Annotated in this window: 13 protein-coding genes; 5 read left to right on the top strand and 8 right to left on the bottom strand. The window is 60.4% G+C overall.

Going from position 1 to position 14038, the window contains the following annotated elements; genetic code table 11:
• The first annotated feature begins 32 nt into the window (after positions 1-32).
• Positions 33-2468, top strand: a complete 2436-nt coding sequence (gene gyrB / locus PRI8871_RS14930; protein ID WP_108887042.1) for a DNA topoisomerase (ATP-hydrolyzing) subunit B — start codon at positions 33-35, stop codon at positions 2466-2468.
• A 42-nt stretch (positions 2469-2510) separates the two neighbouring features.
• Here gyrB and PRI8871_RS14925 read toward each other — a convergent pair whose 3' ends face one another.
• Together PRI8871_RS14925 and PRI8871_RS14920 are read right to left on the bottom strand one after the other, a co-directional pair.
• The gene (locus tag PRI8871_RS14925) at positions 2511-2933 is read right to left on the bottom strand and encodes a GlcG/HbpS family heme-binding protein (RefSeq protein ID WP_108887041.1); all 423 of its coding nucleotides are present in this window, start codon (positions 2931-2933) and stop codon (positions 2511-2513) included.
• On the bottom strand, positions 2930-5059 hold the full coding sequence (locus PRI8871_RS14920; RefSeq protein WP_108887040.1) for a malate synthase G: 2130 nt from the start codon (positions 5057-5059) through the stop codon (positions 2930-2932). The genes PRI8871_RS14925 and PRI8871_RS14920 overlap by 4 nt, the downstream gene beginning before the upstream one ends.
• 90 nt (positions 5060-5149) lie before the next feature.
• Between PRI8871_RS14920 and PRI8871_RS14915 the strand changes: the two genes are divergently transcribed.
• On the top strand, positions 5150-5947 hold the full coding sequence (locus tag PRI8871_RS14915; RefSeq protein ID WP_108887039.1) for an IclR family transcriptional regulator: 798 nt from the start codon (positions 5150-5152) through the stop codon (positions 5945-5947).
• Here PRI8871_RS14915 and PRI8871_RS14910 read toward each other — a convergent pair.
• Both PRI8871_RS14910 and PRI8871_RS14905 read right to left on the bottom strand, forming a co-directional pair.
• Positions 5944-6405, bottom strand: coding sequence for an Lrp/AsnC family transcriptional regulator (locus PRI8871_RS14910; protein WP_108887038.1), 462 nt, complete (start codon positions 6403-6405; stop codon positions 5944-5946). The two genes, PRI8871_RS14915 and PRI8871_RS14910, sit on opposite strands and share 4 nt — an antisense overlap.
• Before the next feature lie 70 nt (positions 6406-6475).
• A complete protein-coding gene (locus tag PRI8871_RS14905; protein WP_181389484.1) occupies positions 6476-7045 on the bottom strand; it encodes a TetR/AcrR family transcriptional regulator in 570 nt (189 codons plus the stop codon).
• A gap of 140 nt (positions 7046-7185) precedes the next feature.
• On the opposite strand from PRI8871_RS14905, the gene PRI8871_RS14900 reads away from it, so the two are divergent.
• Genes PRI8871_RS14900 through PRI8871_RS14890 form a run of 3 tightly spaced genes read left to right on the top strand, consistent with a single transcriptional unit; the run spans position 7186 to position 9150 of the window.
• The gene (locus tag PRI8871_RS14900; protein WP_108887036.1) at positions 7186-7563 is read left to right on the top strand and encodes a YMGG-like glycine zipper-containing protein; all 378 of its coding nucleotides are present in this window, start codon (positions 7186-7188) and stop codon (positions 7561-7563) included.
• A gap of 51 nt (positions 7564-7614) precedes the next feature.
• Positions 7615-8487 carry an SDR family oxidoreductase gene (locus PRI8871_RS14895; RefSeq protein WP_108887035.1) on the top strand — a complete coding sequence of 291 codons (873 nt, stop codon included), beginning with the start codon at positions 7615-7617 and terminating at the stop codon, positions 8485-8487.
• A 12-nt stretch (positions 8488-8499) separates the two neighbouring features.
• Positions 8500-9150 carry a hypothetical protein gene (locus PRI8871_RS14890; protein ID WP_108887034.1) on the top strand — a complete coding sequence of 217 codons (651 nt, stop codon included), beginning with the start codon at positions 8500-8502 and terminating at the stop codon, positions 9148-9150.
• Positions 9151-9154: 4 nt separating this feature from the next.
• Here PRI8871_RS14890 and PRI8871_RS14885 read toward each other — a convergent pair whose 3' ends face one another.
• The 4 genes from PRI8871_RS14885 to gpmI all read right to left on the bottom strand — a co-directional run bounded on the left by PRI8871_RS14885 (position 9155) and on the right by gpmI (position 13998).
• The gene (locus tag PRI8871_RS14885) at positions 9155-9919 is read right to left on the bottom strand and encodes an HpcH/HpaI aldolase family protein (protein ID WP_108887033.1); all 765 of its coding nucleotides are present in this window, start codon (positions 9917-9919) and stop codon (positions 9155-9157) included.
• A 108-nt stretch (positions 9920-10027) separates the two neighbouring features.
• Positions 10028-11359: a S41 family peptidase gene (locus PRI8871_RS14880; protein ID WP_108887032.1), complete on the bottom strand. Its 1332-nt coding sequence runs from the start codon at positions 11357-11359 to the stop codon at positions 10028-10030.
• Positions 11360-11362: 3 nt separating this feature from the next.
• Positions 11363-12454 (bottom strand): murein hydrolase activator EnvC family protein, encoded by a 1092-nt coding sequence (locus PRI8871_RS14875; protein ID WP_245897879.1) that lies wholly within the window; start codon positions 12452-12454, stop codon positions 11363-11365.
• Between the two features lie 26 nt (positions 12455-12480).
• On the bottom strand, positions 12481-13998 hold the full coding sequence (gpmI, locus tag PRI8871_RS14870; RefSeq protein ID WP_108887030.1) for a 2,3-bisphosphoglycerate-independent phosphoglycerate mutase: 1518 nt from the start codon (positions 13996-13998) through the stop codon (positions 12481-12483).
• Between the last annotated feature and the right edge of the window lie 40 nt (positions 13999-14038).

The raw sequence follows: 14038 nt of genomic DNA, 5'->3' as shown, positions 1-14038 counted from the left end.
ATAAAAGCGTCAAAAGAATAAAGGATTTTCGGATGTCCGAAACCGCTGGCACCGCGAACGAATATGGCGCGGATTCCATTAAGGTTCTCAAAGGCTTGGAGGCTGTCCGCAAACGCCCCGGCATGTATATCGGTGACACCGATGATGGCTCGGGCCTGCACCATATGGTGTATGAGGTTGTCGACAACGGGATTGACGAAGCACTGGCCGGTCACGCCGACTACGTGCACGTGAAAATCCACGCCGATAACAGCGTATCCGTGCGCGACAACGGTCGCGGCATCCCCGTCGATCTGCACGCCGAAGAGGGCGTCTCGGCGGCCGAGGTCATCATGACCCAGCTGCACGCGGGCGGGAAGTTCGACAGCAACTCCTACAAGGTGTCGGGCGGACTGCACGGCGTGGGCGTATCGGTTGTGAACGCGCTGTCGGTCTGGCTGGAACTGCGCATTTGGCGCAACGGCAAAGAACACTACGCCAAGTTCGAGCATGGTGATACGACGGAACATCTGCGCGTCGTCGGCGACGCCGAGGGCGAAAAAGGCACTGAGGTGCGTTTCTTGGCATCGGCCAAAACGCAGGACTCGAAGGGCACGTTTTCGAACCTCGAATACGACTTCCACACGCTGGAAAAGCGCCTGCGCGAACTGGCGTTTCTGAACTCTGGCGTGCGGATCATTCTTGAGGATGACCGCCCGGCGGAACCGCTCCGCTCAGAACTGTTCTTCGATGGTGGCGTGCGCGAGTTTGTGAAATACCTCGACCGGTCGAAATCCTCGATCATGGCAGAGCCGATCTATGTGAACGGCGAACGCGATGACATCGGCGTGGAAATCGCCATGTGGTGGAACGACAGCTATCACGAAAACGTTCTGCCCTTCACCAACAACATCCCCCAGCGCGATGGCGGCACGCACCTTGCGGGCTTCCGTGGGGCGCTGACGCGGACGATCAACAACTACGCCCAGTCCAGCGGGATCGCTAAGAAGGAAAAGGTGAACTTCACCGGCGATGACGCCCGCGAAGGCCTGACCTGCGTTCTGTCAGTCAAAGTGCCAGACCCCAAGTTCAGCTCTCAGACCAAAGACAAACTGGTCTCGTCTGAGGTGCGCCCGGCGGTCGAAAGCCTGATGAACGAAAAGCTGGCGGAATGGTTTGAAGAAAACCCGAACCAAGCCAAGGTGATCGTCGGCAAGATCATTGAGGCCGCGCTGGCCCGTGAAGCGGCCCGTAAAGCCCGCGAACTGACGCGCCGCAAAACCGCGATGGACGTGAACTTCCTTGCTGGCAAGCTCAAGGATTGTTCGGAAAAAGACCCATCGAAAACCGAACTCTTCATCGTCGAGGGTGACTCTGCTGGTGGGTCCGCTCAGACAGGACGCGACCGTGGCACGCAGGCTATTCTGCCGCTCAAAGGTAAAATCCTGAACGTCGAACGCGCCCGCTTTGACCGGATGCTTAGCAGTCAGGAAATCGGCAACCTTGTGATGGCGCTTGGCACTGGCATTGGCCGGGATGAGTTCAACATCAGCAAACTGCGCTACCACAAGATCGTTCTGATGACCGACGCTGACGTTGATGGCGCGCACATCCGCACACTGCTGCTGACGTTCTTCTATCGCCAGATGCCCGAACTGATTGAAGGCGGCTATCTCTATATCGCCCAGCCGCCGCTGTACAAAGTGGCCCGTGGCAAGTCCGAGGTGTATCTGAAGGATCAGAACGCTTTGGATGAATATCTGGTCCAACAGGGCGTAGACGGTGCGCAGCTGATCCAAGGCAACGGCGAGGTTGTCGCCTCGCAAGACTTGATCCGCATCGTCGATGAGGCGCGGCAGCTGAAGCGGGTACTGGATGCTTTCCCGACCCATTACCCGCGCCACATCCTTGAACAGGCCGCCATTGCTGGCGCGTTTGTGCCCGGCGCGGTGGATGCTGACCTGCAAGGCGTGGCCGATCTGGTCGCCGAACGTCTGAACCTGATCGCGCTAGAGTATGAGCGCGGCTGGATGGGCCGCATCACCCAAGATCACGGCATCCGTCTGGCCCGCATCCTGCGCGGCGTCGAAGAGGTGCGCACGCTGGATGGCCCGATGCTCCGTTCGGGCGAGGCCCGCAAAACCGGCAGCTTCACGCGAAGCCTGCAAGCGGTCTATGGCACCCCGGCGACCTTGGAACGCAAGGATCGCCGCCAGATGATCTATGGCCCGCTGGACCTGCTGAAGGCCATTCTTGAGGAAGGCGAACGCGGTCTTAGCCTGCAACGCTACAAGGGTCTGGGCGAAATGAACCCCGAACAGCTGTGGGAAACCACGCTGGACCCCGATGCACGTACATTGCTGCAAGTGAAGGTCGATGACATCGCCGAGGCGGACGACCTGTTCACCAAGCTGATGGGCGATGTGGTCGAACCCCGCCGCGAATTCATCCAGCAGAACGCACTGAGCGTCGAAAACCTGGACTTCTAAAGCAAAACCCGGCGTACCGAAATGCGCCGGGTTTTTCTTGGGTTACAGCGTCGTCAAGAACGCGTCGATCCCGGCTTGCGCCACGTCACGGTCCTGCGCCGGTGTGCCGGACGACACGCCGATACCACCGACCACCTCACCATTCACGGTGACCGGCAAACCGCCGGGAACCACCATCAAACGCCCGCCGATCCCGGCAAAAATGCCATAGGCCGGGGCACCCGGCTGGCTGGCGGTGTGGTAGTCATGCGTCGCTTTCTTGGCGCCCGAAGCGGTAAAGCTTTTGTCGATGGCGATGGTGATCGAGGTCACCTTGCCACCATCCATCCGCTCAAACGCGACCAGATTGCCGCCTTCATCCGTTATCGCGATGCACATCGGCACGCCGATTTCGGCGGCGCGGGCGCGGGCCCCGGCCAGCAGAATACCTGCGTCGGCCAGATCCAAACGTGTGACTGTCATCATGCCAAAGCCTCCTTCACTCGGCGACGGGCCGCGTGCAGAAGCGGCTCAGTGTATCCGGACGGCTGTGCCGCCCCTTTGAAAACCAGATCCCGCGCGGCGTTGAACGCCTCACCATCGAAACTGGGGGCCATAGGCGCATAAGCCGGATCGCCTGCGTTCTGCGCATCGACCTTCGGGGCCATCCGGCGGAACGCGGCCTCAACTTCGGCCTCGGTACAGATGCCGTGCGTCAGCCAGTTCGCCAGATATTGCGACGAGATCCGCAGCGTGGCGCGATCCTCCATCAGGGCGACATCGTTGATGTCCGGCACCTTGGAACAGCCAACGCCCTGATCGACCCAACGCACCACATAGCCAAGTATCGACTGGCAGGCGTTGTCCAATTCGCGCTGAACCTCCTCGCCCGACAGGTTGCGGCCATGCATGATTGGCGGCGTCAGCAGGTCGGCCAACGAAGTGCGGCTTTTGCCTTCCAGATCCGACTGAACCGCATCGACATTCACCGCATGGTAATGAGTCGCGTGCAAGGTGGCCGCCGTGGGCGATGGCACCCACGCGGTGTTCGCGCCCGCCTTCGGGTGTCCGACCTTCACCTCTAACATTTCGGCCATGTCGTCGGGTTTGGCCCACATGCCTTTACCAATTTGCGCATGCCCGCGCAGACCAGCCGCAAGGCCGGTGTCAACATTGCCGTTCTCATAGGCTGTCAACCAAGCGGTGCCCGCCATTTCGCCGCGCGGGATCACCGGGCCTGCCTTCATCGATGTGTGGATCTCATCGCCGGTCCGATCAAGGAAGCCGGTGTTGATGAACACGCAGCGCTGTTTCACCTCGGCGATGCAGGCCGCAAGGTTGGCCGAGGTCCGGCGCTCTTCGTCCATAATGCCCAGCTTCACCGTGTACGGCGCAAGGCCCAGCACCTGCTCAACCCGGCCATACAGGTCATTGGCAAAAGCCACCTCTTCGGGGCCGTGCATCTTGGGTTTGACCACATAAACCGACCCGGCGCGGGAATTGCGCGCGCCTTCGGTTTTCTGCAAATCATGCATCGCGGCGGCAACTGTCACCATGGCATCCATAATGCCTTCTGGCGTGTCCGCCCCGTCCAGCAGAACAGCATCTGTCATCATCAAATGGCCAACGTTGCGCACCAACAGAACAGCGCGGCCCGGATGGGTCACCGTTTCGCCGTTGGGGGCAAGGTAGGTCATATCAGGCGCAAGACGGCGGGTCAGGGCTTTTCCGCCCTTTTGGAAGGTCTCTTCCAAACCGCCGGTCATCAGGCCCAGCCAATTGCGATACACCACGCATTTGTCGGCGGCATCGACGGCGGCAACCGAGTCTTCGCAGTCCTGAATCGCGGTCAGGGCGCTTTCCAAACGGATATCGGAAATTCCGGCGGGGTCGTCTTGTCCAATAGCGCTGGTGCGGTCGATGACCAATTCGATCAGCAGGCCATTGGCCGTCAGCAGCACGTCACCGTTGCCACGGTAGCCAGCGTATTGCGCCGGGTTTGCCAGCGTTGTCGCGCCGCCTGCGGTGATTTCAAGCGTTTCGCCCGCCGTCATAGCCGTCACATCAGCCCAGGATCCGTTGACCAGGGGAACCACCTGATCCAGATGCGCCCGCGCCCATGCGATGACCTTGGCACCACGCGCCGCGTCATAGCCCGGTGCAGCCTGCCCCGGAATCGCATCCGTGCCATAAAGCGCATCATAAAGCGATCCCCACCGCGCATTCGCCGCATTCAGGGCAAAGCGGGCGTTCATCACCGGAACCACCAATTGCGGCCCGGCCATTTCGGCAATCTCAGGATCAACGTTCTGGGTCGACACCGCGAAAGGCGCGGGGGCGTCAACCAGATAGCCGATATCGGTCAGAAAGGCGCGATAGGCATCGCTGTCGAACGGCTTACCGACATTGGCAGCGTTCCAATCATTGATTTGCGCCTGAAGGCTCAGACGCTTGTCCAACAGCGCCTTGTTGCGCGGGGCCAGATCGCGCAACAGTGCCTCATACCCCGACCAGAATTGCCCGGCCGAAACGCTGGTCAGAACCTCATTCTCGATCAAGTCCACCAATTCAGCGGCGACACTCAGGCCGCCTTTGGCAACGTAATTCGTCATAGCAGTCTCCTCAGTTGGCCAAGCAATTGACCTGTCCCGGGACAAAACGGTAGAGATGGCTATAAGTTTTTCACGATATGGAAAGGCGCGATGACGAGATCTGAGCAAGGACATGTGCAAGCCGTCGTTCGCGCGTTGGAACTTCTGCGCCTTATGGCCCGGTCTGACGACGGCCACAGAGTCAGCGATTTGGCGCGGCAAGCGGGGCTGGCCGTTTCAACCGCGCACCGTTTGCTGACCACGTTGGAAAGCATGAACTTTGCCCATTTCGACGCCGAAGACTCGCTCTGGCACGTGGGGCGAGAGGCGTTTTCCGTCGGGAGCGCCTATGTTCAACGGCACAATTTCATTGCCCCTGCCCTGCCATTCTTGCGCCGTTTGCGTGACGAAACCCGCGAAACGGCGAACCTAGGCGTGCTGGACGCCGACCAATTGGTGACGGTCAGCCAAGTGGAAAGCCGAGAGATCGTGCGCGCAATTTCCCCACCGGGGGGGCGCGTTCCGGCGTTTTGTTCTGCCATGGGCAAGGCGATCTTGGCCACATGGCAGGATGAAGAAATCGCCCGTTTTGCCGCACGCAATGGGTTTCACCCGCTGACGCCCCGATCGCATCGCAACCTCGACACCGCGATGGGGGATATCACCCGCATTCGGCAATGCGGCTACGCCATCGACGGAGAAGAACACGCGGCGGGCCTGAGCTGTGTCGGCGCGGTGGTGTGGTCGCGCACGGGCGATGCGATCTGCGCCTTGTCTGTTTCGGCCCTCAGCGCGCGCATGCCGCCCGAACGGATTGCCCAAGTCGGCCCTGTGGTCAAAGGCATCGCCGATCAATTGACCGCAGCTTTGGGCGGTCGGCCCATGCCTTTCCACAATGCGGAAAATTAGCGCAACGTGATCCGCCCGCTGTCCTTGAGCGTCAGCAGGACAATCTCGGATCGGACCTGCGCGACAAGCGGATGGGGCAACAGAACTTCGTGGATGAAGGCCGCGAAGGCATCCAGATCACGCACTTTGATATCAAGCACATAGTCCGCATCGCCCGACACCGACAACGCCGCGCTGATCTGCGGCTGAGACCGGACGAAAATGGAAAAATCGTTGGCCTGCCCCCGGCCGTGGCTGCGCAGATTGACCCGCGTGATCGCCCGCATCCCATAGCCCAGTTTGCTGGCGTTCAGCTTGGCGACATAGCCTTCGATATAACCTGCGGCCTCTAGTGCACTGCGCCTGCGCGACACTTGCGATGCGGATAGGTTTACGATTTCAGCCAAGGCCGCGTTGGTCATCGCGCCATCACGTTGCAGTGCATCAAGGATTGCATGGTCGAACTTATCAATGCTCATCTGACGCGCCTTCTAGCCAAGCTTTGCGTCATCTGTGCACCATTTGATCAAAGACCTCCAGCTTTTCGCATCAGCTTGGCTTTAACCCCTGCCTGAGAACCTTGATCGCCGCAGCGCTTAAGGGCGCTTGCCGTGGGGCAGGATACAGCTGCAATCCACGATGCAGCATCATCCCGTCGATCATACTGACGATGCTTCTAGCCGTATCCGCGATGTCAATGTCGCCGCGTATTTCGCCCTTGGCCCGCAAATCTGTCAGGCTTTTGGTATAAACCTGCGCCAATTCATCGAACACAGCGCCCACGCGATCAGAAAACTCAGCCGAAGAAAAATTCGGGCCGAACACTTCGAAATAGACCCGGATGAAACCGGCCTGTGCCTCGTTCAAATCCATCATTCGGGCCAAGCCTTCGAGGAAATCGTCTAGCGATTCGGGCTCCAGATACTCCGTGACAGATTTGCGCGCCGCCTTCAGATGGCGCTCCAAAAGCGCGTCAACCAGCGCGTCTTTGTTCTTGAAGTATAGGTACAGCGTGCCTTTGCCCAAACCCGCCTCTTTTGCGATTTCGGCAATCGTTGCGGCTTGAAATCCCGATTTTACAAAGACTTTCAACGCAGCGTCCAAGATTCCCTTCTGCATTTCGTCGCGATCTACGATTTTCGGCACCTGTTCTACCTTCCGGTTTTCCTTACCTTTTGACGGTTAGCATTTTTTATGACTGGACGTCCAGTCATAATCCCTTGTACATGACTGACCATCCAGTCATAATAGGACATGCCATGACTTTTCAAACTTTCAAAACCGCATTGCTTATCCCTTTGATCGCAGTTGGCGCTTGCTCAGACTCAGGCGCGAACTATCGCCCGATCGTCGATGGCACCCCGTCGCCCGCCTTTTCATCGGATCTTCAGGCCTGCCAAACCCTAGCCATCAACCAATACCAAGGCGAAACCGCCGGTGGCGCAGCCATTGGTGCCGGGATTGGTGCCGTGGCCGGTTTGCTAGACCCTGACACCTCGGACGAAGAGGGCCTTTTGGGCGGATTGCTTGTTGGCGGGCTGACCGGCGCTGCGGCCACCGGGATCGAAACCAATGAGAAACGTAAAGAGATCGTGATCCAGTGCATGCGCGGTCGCGGACACAAAGTTGTAGGTTAGGGCCGTTCGGGTGGCCCTGCCCATTTTCCAACAGTTCCAAGGATTTATGATATGACAACCGTATTGATTGCAGGCGCAACGGGCTATCTGGGGCGCCATTTGGTTTCCGAATTCCGCCAGCGGGGCTGCCACGTGCGGGCCATTGTGCGCGACACCGACCGCGCTCGCCGCCAGGGCATTGGAGCGCATGACCTGATCCTTGCCGAAGCCACGCGGCCAGAAACGCTCGAAGGGCATTTCCAAGGCGTTGATATCGTTATCTCTAGCCTTGGGATCACCCGTCAGAAAGACGGGCTGAGCTATTGGGACGTGGATTATCAGGCCAATGTGAACCTGCTGAATGCCGCCTTACGGGCCGGTGTGCGCCAGTTCGGATACGTCCATGTTCTCAAGGCGCGGTCGATGCAGCAGGTGCCGCTGGTCGCCGCCAAACAGGCCTTTGTCGACCGGTTGCAGGCCGCGCCGATTGCCTCGTCGGTGATTGCGCCAAGCGGATATTTTTCCGACATGGAGGATTTCATGAAGATGGCCCAGTCTGGGCGCGTCTGGTTGTTCGGCAAGGGGACGCATCGGATCAACCCGGTTCATGGGGCCGATCTTGCGACGGCTGTGGCCGACACCATGTGGAATTGCACACCGTGGCGCAACGTCGGCGGGCCGGATATTTTCACCCATGCTCAACTTGCCGAGCTGGCCTTCCACGTTCTGGGCAAATCGCCGAAAATCACCTACCTGCCCGATGCCTTGCGCCATGCGGCGCTTGCAGCCCTGCCCTTGCTGCCGCAGTCTGTCGGCGGCCCCGCCCGGTTCTTTTTGACCGCAATGGGCCAAGACATGGTGGGCGATTGCATTGGCAGTCGGCGGTTGGTGGATCACTTCCGCCAAAACCAACCGCCGCAAACGGCGGCTTTGGCCGTGCTGTAAGGGATTGAGATTATGACATTAACCAAAGCTGGCGGAACCGCCGCCCTGATTTGTGCCGGAACCTATTTGATCGGCTTTGCGCTTTTGGTCAGCGTGCTTGCGCCCACGGGCTACGGCACCACCGCGATCAATGCCCAAGCCGTTGTTGACCTGATCCATGCCAGCCCTTCGACCATGATCGCGTGGAACCTGACGATCTATGTGGTGAACGCGCTGGCGCTGATGGTTCTGGTGGTGGCGCTGAAGCATCGCCTGCACGCTGCGCCCGGCTGGGCCGGGGTGACGCAGGCCCAAGGTGTGGTCTGGGCCGCGTTGGTTCTGGGTGCGGGCATGGTGGCGAATGTCGCGGTTGAACAGGCACTGCGCCTATACGCAACCGACCCGGTGGCCGCGGCCGAGCTGTGGCTATCGCTGCACTACGTCGAGCTGGGCCTTGGCGGCGGCAATGAAATCGCGGGCGGCGTGTGGATCTTGTGCCTTAGCCTTGCTGGGCTGCGGGCCGATCCGGCAATGATCTGGCGGCATTGGTTGGGGTTGGCCGTGGGCATCGGCGGGCTGTTGACCATTTTCCCGCCGCTGGGTGACGCGGCGGGCGCTGTTTTCGGGCTTGGGGCCATTGTCTGGTTCATCGCAACAGGGATTGCCCTGTTGCGAAACGCTTAATGCCTTAGCCGCGCCAGCGGGCCAGACGCGCGGTCGCTTCGCGCTTCAGAATCGCGATGTCCAGATCCACAGCGACGAATACCGCGCCTGCGTCCAGCGACATTTGCAGCATTTCATCGTCCGGCGACAGGAACCCGGCGGGCTTGCCCGCTGCGGTGATCCGTTCAATGGTGCGGGCGATCATCGCCTGAACATCGGGGTGCTTGGCATTGCCGACATGTCCCATCGACGCGGCAAGATCTGCCGGGCCAACAAAGACACCGTCCACGCCTTCGACCGCTGCGATTTCTTCAACCCGTTCAGCGGCGTCCATGGTTTCGATCTGCACGATGACGCAAAGCTCATCCGCCGCGCGTTTGGCGTAGTCATCCACCAGGCCATACATTGACGACCGCGACATGCCCGACACACCCCGAATACCGTGCGGCGGGTATCGGGTGGCGGCAACGGCGGCGCGCGCCTCATCCCCGTTTTGCACGAAGGGGATCAGCAGCGACTGGGCGCCAAGATCCAACATCTTCTTGATTTCGACCGCGTCATTCCAACCGGGACGGACCAGCGCGCTCATGGCGAATTGGTCAGTGGCCCGCAGCATCGGCAGGGTGTCGACCGCTGTCAGGGGCGAATGTTCGGTATCGACCAACAGCCAGTCGTAGCCGATTGCGCCCATCAACTCGGCCAATCCGGGCTCGGGCAATGAGCACCACATACCCACCTGGCGTTGTCCGGCCTTAATCGCAGCTTTGAACGCGTTTTTTGTGAGGTCCATGAAGCGCTCCAATAACTAGTTTCGATGTTCAGAAACTATGCCCACGATGCGACCGGGCGCAAGGGCCGCATGCAAAAAGGCCGGGCGCTTGGCCCGGCCTTTTCGTGATTACTTGGCAGGGGCCAACGCCGACAATCCCTTAAGAATGTCAATGGCATAGGCCAGTTGGTAATCCTCTTCGCGCAGCGCTGCGGCGGCTTCAGCCTTGGCGCGGTCCGCTTCGATCTGACGAATCTCATCCTCGGTCAGGCTATCGTTATCAAGCGAGCCGCGCAGATCTGCTTCGCTGCGCAGGGTCGGCGCATCCTCGGTCTCTTCTGCGTTCAGCGCACGGCGCGGCTGTTCCACGACGATATCGGGAGAGACGCCCAAGGCCTGAATCGACCGACCCGACGGGGTGTAATAACGGGCAGTGGTCAGCCGCATCGCGCCATCACCGCGCAGCGGCATGACCGTCTGAACCGAGCCTTTGCCAAAGGACTTGGTGCCAACCACAATCGCGCGGCGGTGATCCTGCAGGGCACCCGCGACAATTTCCGACGCCGAGGCCGACCCGCCGTTGATCAGCACGACCACCGGCTTGCCTTCGGCCAGATCGCCGGGTGTTGCATTGTAACGGTCGCCATCTTCTGGGTTCCGGCCACGGGTTGAAACAATCTCGCCATTCTCAAGGAAGGCGTCCGACACACGGATCGCTTGCGTCAGCAGCCCGCCGGGGTTGTTGCGCAGATCCAGTACGATGCCGTTCACGTTTTCCATGCCGCCCGCCTCAGACACCAGCTTGGCCAAACCGTCGCTGAGGTTCGGATAGGTCTGATCGTTGAAGGTGGTGACACGCAGAACAACGGTGTTGCCTTCCAGCCGCGACCGTACCGCCGTTAGCTTGATGGTATCACGAATGATCGACACGTCGAACGGCTCGGCCTCGCCTTCGCGGACCACGGTGATCACGATTTCCGACCCGACCGGCCCGCGCATCAGCTCAACCGCGTCATCCAGCGACAGGCCGAGCACGCTTTCGCCATCGACATGGGTGATGAAATCGCCCGCCTCAATGCCCGCCTCAGAGGCCGGGGTGCCATCCATGGGCGATACGACTTTTACAAAGCCTTCTTCCTGCGTGACTTCGATGCCCAGACCGCCAAATTCACCGCGCGTCTGCACGCGCATGTCGGTCGCATCCTTGGGCGACAGATAGCTGGAATGCGGATCAAGCGAGGTCAGCATTCCGTCAATCGCCGCTTCGATCAGTTCAGAGGCGTCCACCTCTTCGACATACTGGGCGCGGATACGTTCAAAGATATCGCCGAACAGATCAAGCTGTTCATAGACGCTTTCATTGCTCGATGCCTCTTGCGCCAGCAACGGTCCGACGAACTGCGTCGTTGCCACGATGCCAGCCATGGTTCCACCGACAGCCGCCATTACCAGTTTCTTCATCTCTTATTCCTTGTCGGAGCCAAACCATTCCAGCGGATCAACGGGTGTGTCGCCCTGCCTCACCTCTATATAGAGCGTTTCCGGCCGCTCTGCGCCACCCCTATCAACAGACTGTGATTGCAGATCATCCGGTTCGTCGTCCGCGCCGCCCATCAAACCGACCGGGCTACCTTCGGGAATGACTTGTCCGGCGGTGCCATAGCCTGTCTCCAGTCCGGCAAAAACGAACAGCAGATCGGGTTCAGGTTCAAGGATACTGACCAACCCGTAGTCCAGAAATGGCCCGACATAGCGAATTGTCGCCGCCGTTGGCGAGGTCACCAGCGCTTTTTCGCGCGTGGCCACCAGAATGCCGGGGCGCACAACGCCCGCCGCGTCGGCCTCACCTGCGGCGCGGATCAACTCGCCCTGAACCGGAAAGGCAAGCCTACCCTTGCGATCGCTGATCGGCGGCAGGTCAACAGGCTGCTCAGATTCGGCCAATTGGTCGATCTGACCGGCAAACTGTTCCAGCGTTTCACTGGCTGACAGCAGAATCGCCATACGCACCGGATCGGCGGTAAAGCGGGTTGGCAAATCCGTTCTGTCGGCCAAAGCTTGGCTTAGGGTCGTCCGCGCCTCTTGCACCTCTTGCAAACCTTGGCGCAAACGGTCGGCGGCCTCTTCCTGCACACGGCGCAATTCGGTGATTTCGGTCACATCGGCCCGCAGGTCCGCTGCGCGCTGCGCCAAACCGGGCGTCACGCTGGAGACCATCATCGCTGTCCGCGCCGCCCCAACCGGGCCGCCGGGGTGAACCAGTTGTTTGGGGCCAGCCGAATCCGAGATCGCCTGCAAAACGCCCAACAGCTGGGCGACCTCAGCCTCACGCGATTGCAGGTCGCGGTTCAGCTCGATCTCTCGGATCGTGGCGGCCCGCAGGCCATCGCGCATCGCCGCCAACCCGGTTTCATAGGCGCGAACCGTGTCAGTCAGCGCCGCCACGCGATCCCGCGCATCCTTCGCCCGATCCAACTGAACCGAGGCCCGCTCCAATTCCCTTGCGGCCGTTCGCGCAGCCTCCGTCGCCTCTTGCGCATGCAGAGGCGCAGCCATCAAACATGCAAAGAGGCACGCACGGATCATCGGACGATCAGACTCTCGCCGGTCATCTCGGCCGGTTTTTCCACTCCCATCAGATCCAGCAGCGTCGGGGCGACATCAGCCAAACGGCCCGCCCTGAGCGATGCCCCTTCAGGCCCGCCAAACAGGATCACCGGAACAAGGTTCGTGGTATGCGCGGTGTGCGGCCCGCCCGTGACCGGATCAACCATGGTTTCGCAATTGCCGTGATCGGCAATCACCAACATCGCGCCGCCTGCGGCCTTCAATGCCTCAACCACCTGACCCAAACCTGCATCCACCGCCGCGCAGGCCGCCATGGCCGCCTGCAAATCGCCGGTATGACCAACCATATCGGGATTTGCGTAGTTGGTGACGATCAGGTCATAGCCATGCTCAATCGCAGCCACGAATTTTTCAGTCACTTCGGCCGCCGACATTTCCGGCTGCAAGTCATAGGTCGCCACTTTGGGCGACTTGGGCATAAAGCGATCTTCGTTCGCCTCGGGCACTTCTTTGCCGCCGTTCAGGAAGAAGGTGACATGGGGGTACTTTTCCGTCTCGGCCAAGCGGAACTGGGTCTTGCCTTGCTTGGCCACCCACGCGCCCAGCGTGTTGACGATATCGCGCTTGGGATAGGCGGTCGTCATATAGGCGTTGTGATCGTCCGAGTATTCGACCATCCCCAGCAGGGCCGACAGGGCGGGCTTGTCCCGCTCGAACCCTTCGAAATTGGGCGAGCCAATCGCGGCCAGAATTTCACGCGCGCGGTCGGCGCGGAAGTTGGCAAAGAACAGACCATCGCCCGCTTTCATGCCGTCATAGCCGCCAATCACGAAGGGCAGGACAAACTCGTCGGTCTTGTTCGCCTCATAGCTGGCAGTGATGCCGGTGGCCGCATCGGGTTGGCTTGCGCCCTTACCCTCGGCCATGGCGCGATAGGCTTGCTCGACCCGTTCCCAGCGGGTGTCTCGGTCCATCGCGTAATACCGGCCCGACACGGTGACGATCCGCGCGCCTTCGGGCAGCGCCTTGTCAAACGCGCTCACCTGCTCCAACGCCGAAGTCGGCGCCACGTCGCGCCCATCGGTGTAGACATGCACCAGCACCTCAAGCCCTGCATCTGTCAACGCCTTGGCCGCCGCCAGCAGGTGCACCGAATGCGCATGAACCCCGCCGTCCGAGGTCAGACCCGCCAGATGCGCCCGGCCGCCCGCGGCCTTAACCGTTTCGGCAAAGGTCAGAATGGCGTCATTGCTGTAAAAACTGCCGTCTTCGATGGCCAGATCGATCTGCCCAAGGTCCATCGCCACCACACGGCCCGCGCCGATATTGGTGTGCCCCACTTCCGAGTTGCCCATCTGCCCCGTCGGCAAACCCACATCGGGGCCGTGGGTGATAAGCGTGGCATGCGGGCAAGTCGCCGTGAGGCTGTCCATCGTCGGCGTCGCCGCCAGATAAGGCGCGTTGGCCGAGGTGTCCTCGGACAGACCCCAGCCGTCAAGGATGGTCAGAACAACGGGTTTGGTCATGGAAATAGGCCTCTCTCGGGGTGTTCGAGAGCGGTTTAGCAGAGGG

The sequence above is a fragment of the Pseudoprimorskyibacter insulae genome (genome assembly GCF_900302505.1).
GTDB lineage: Bacteria > Pseudomonadota > Alphaproteobacteria > Rhodobacterales > Rhodobacteraceae > Pseudoprimorskyibacter > Pseudoprimorskyibacter insulae.
The sequence above is the reverse complement of the archived record's forward strand: the minus strand, read 5'-3'. Positions and strand labels throughout refer to the sequence as shown.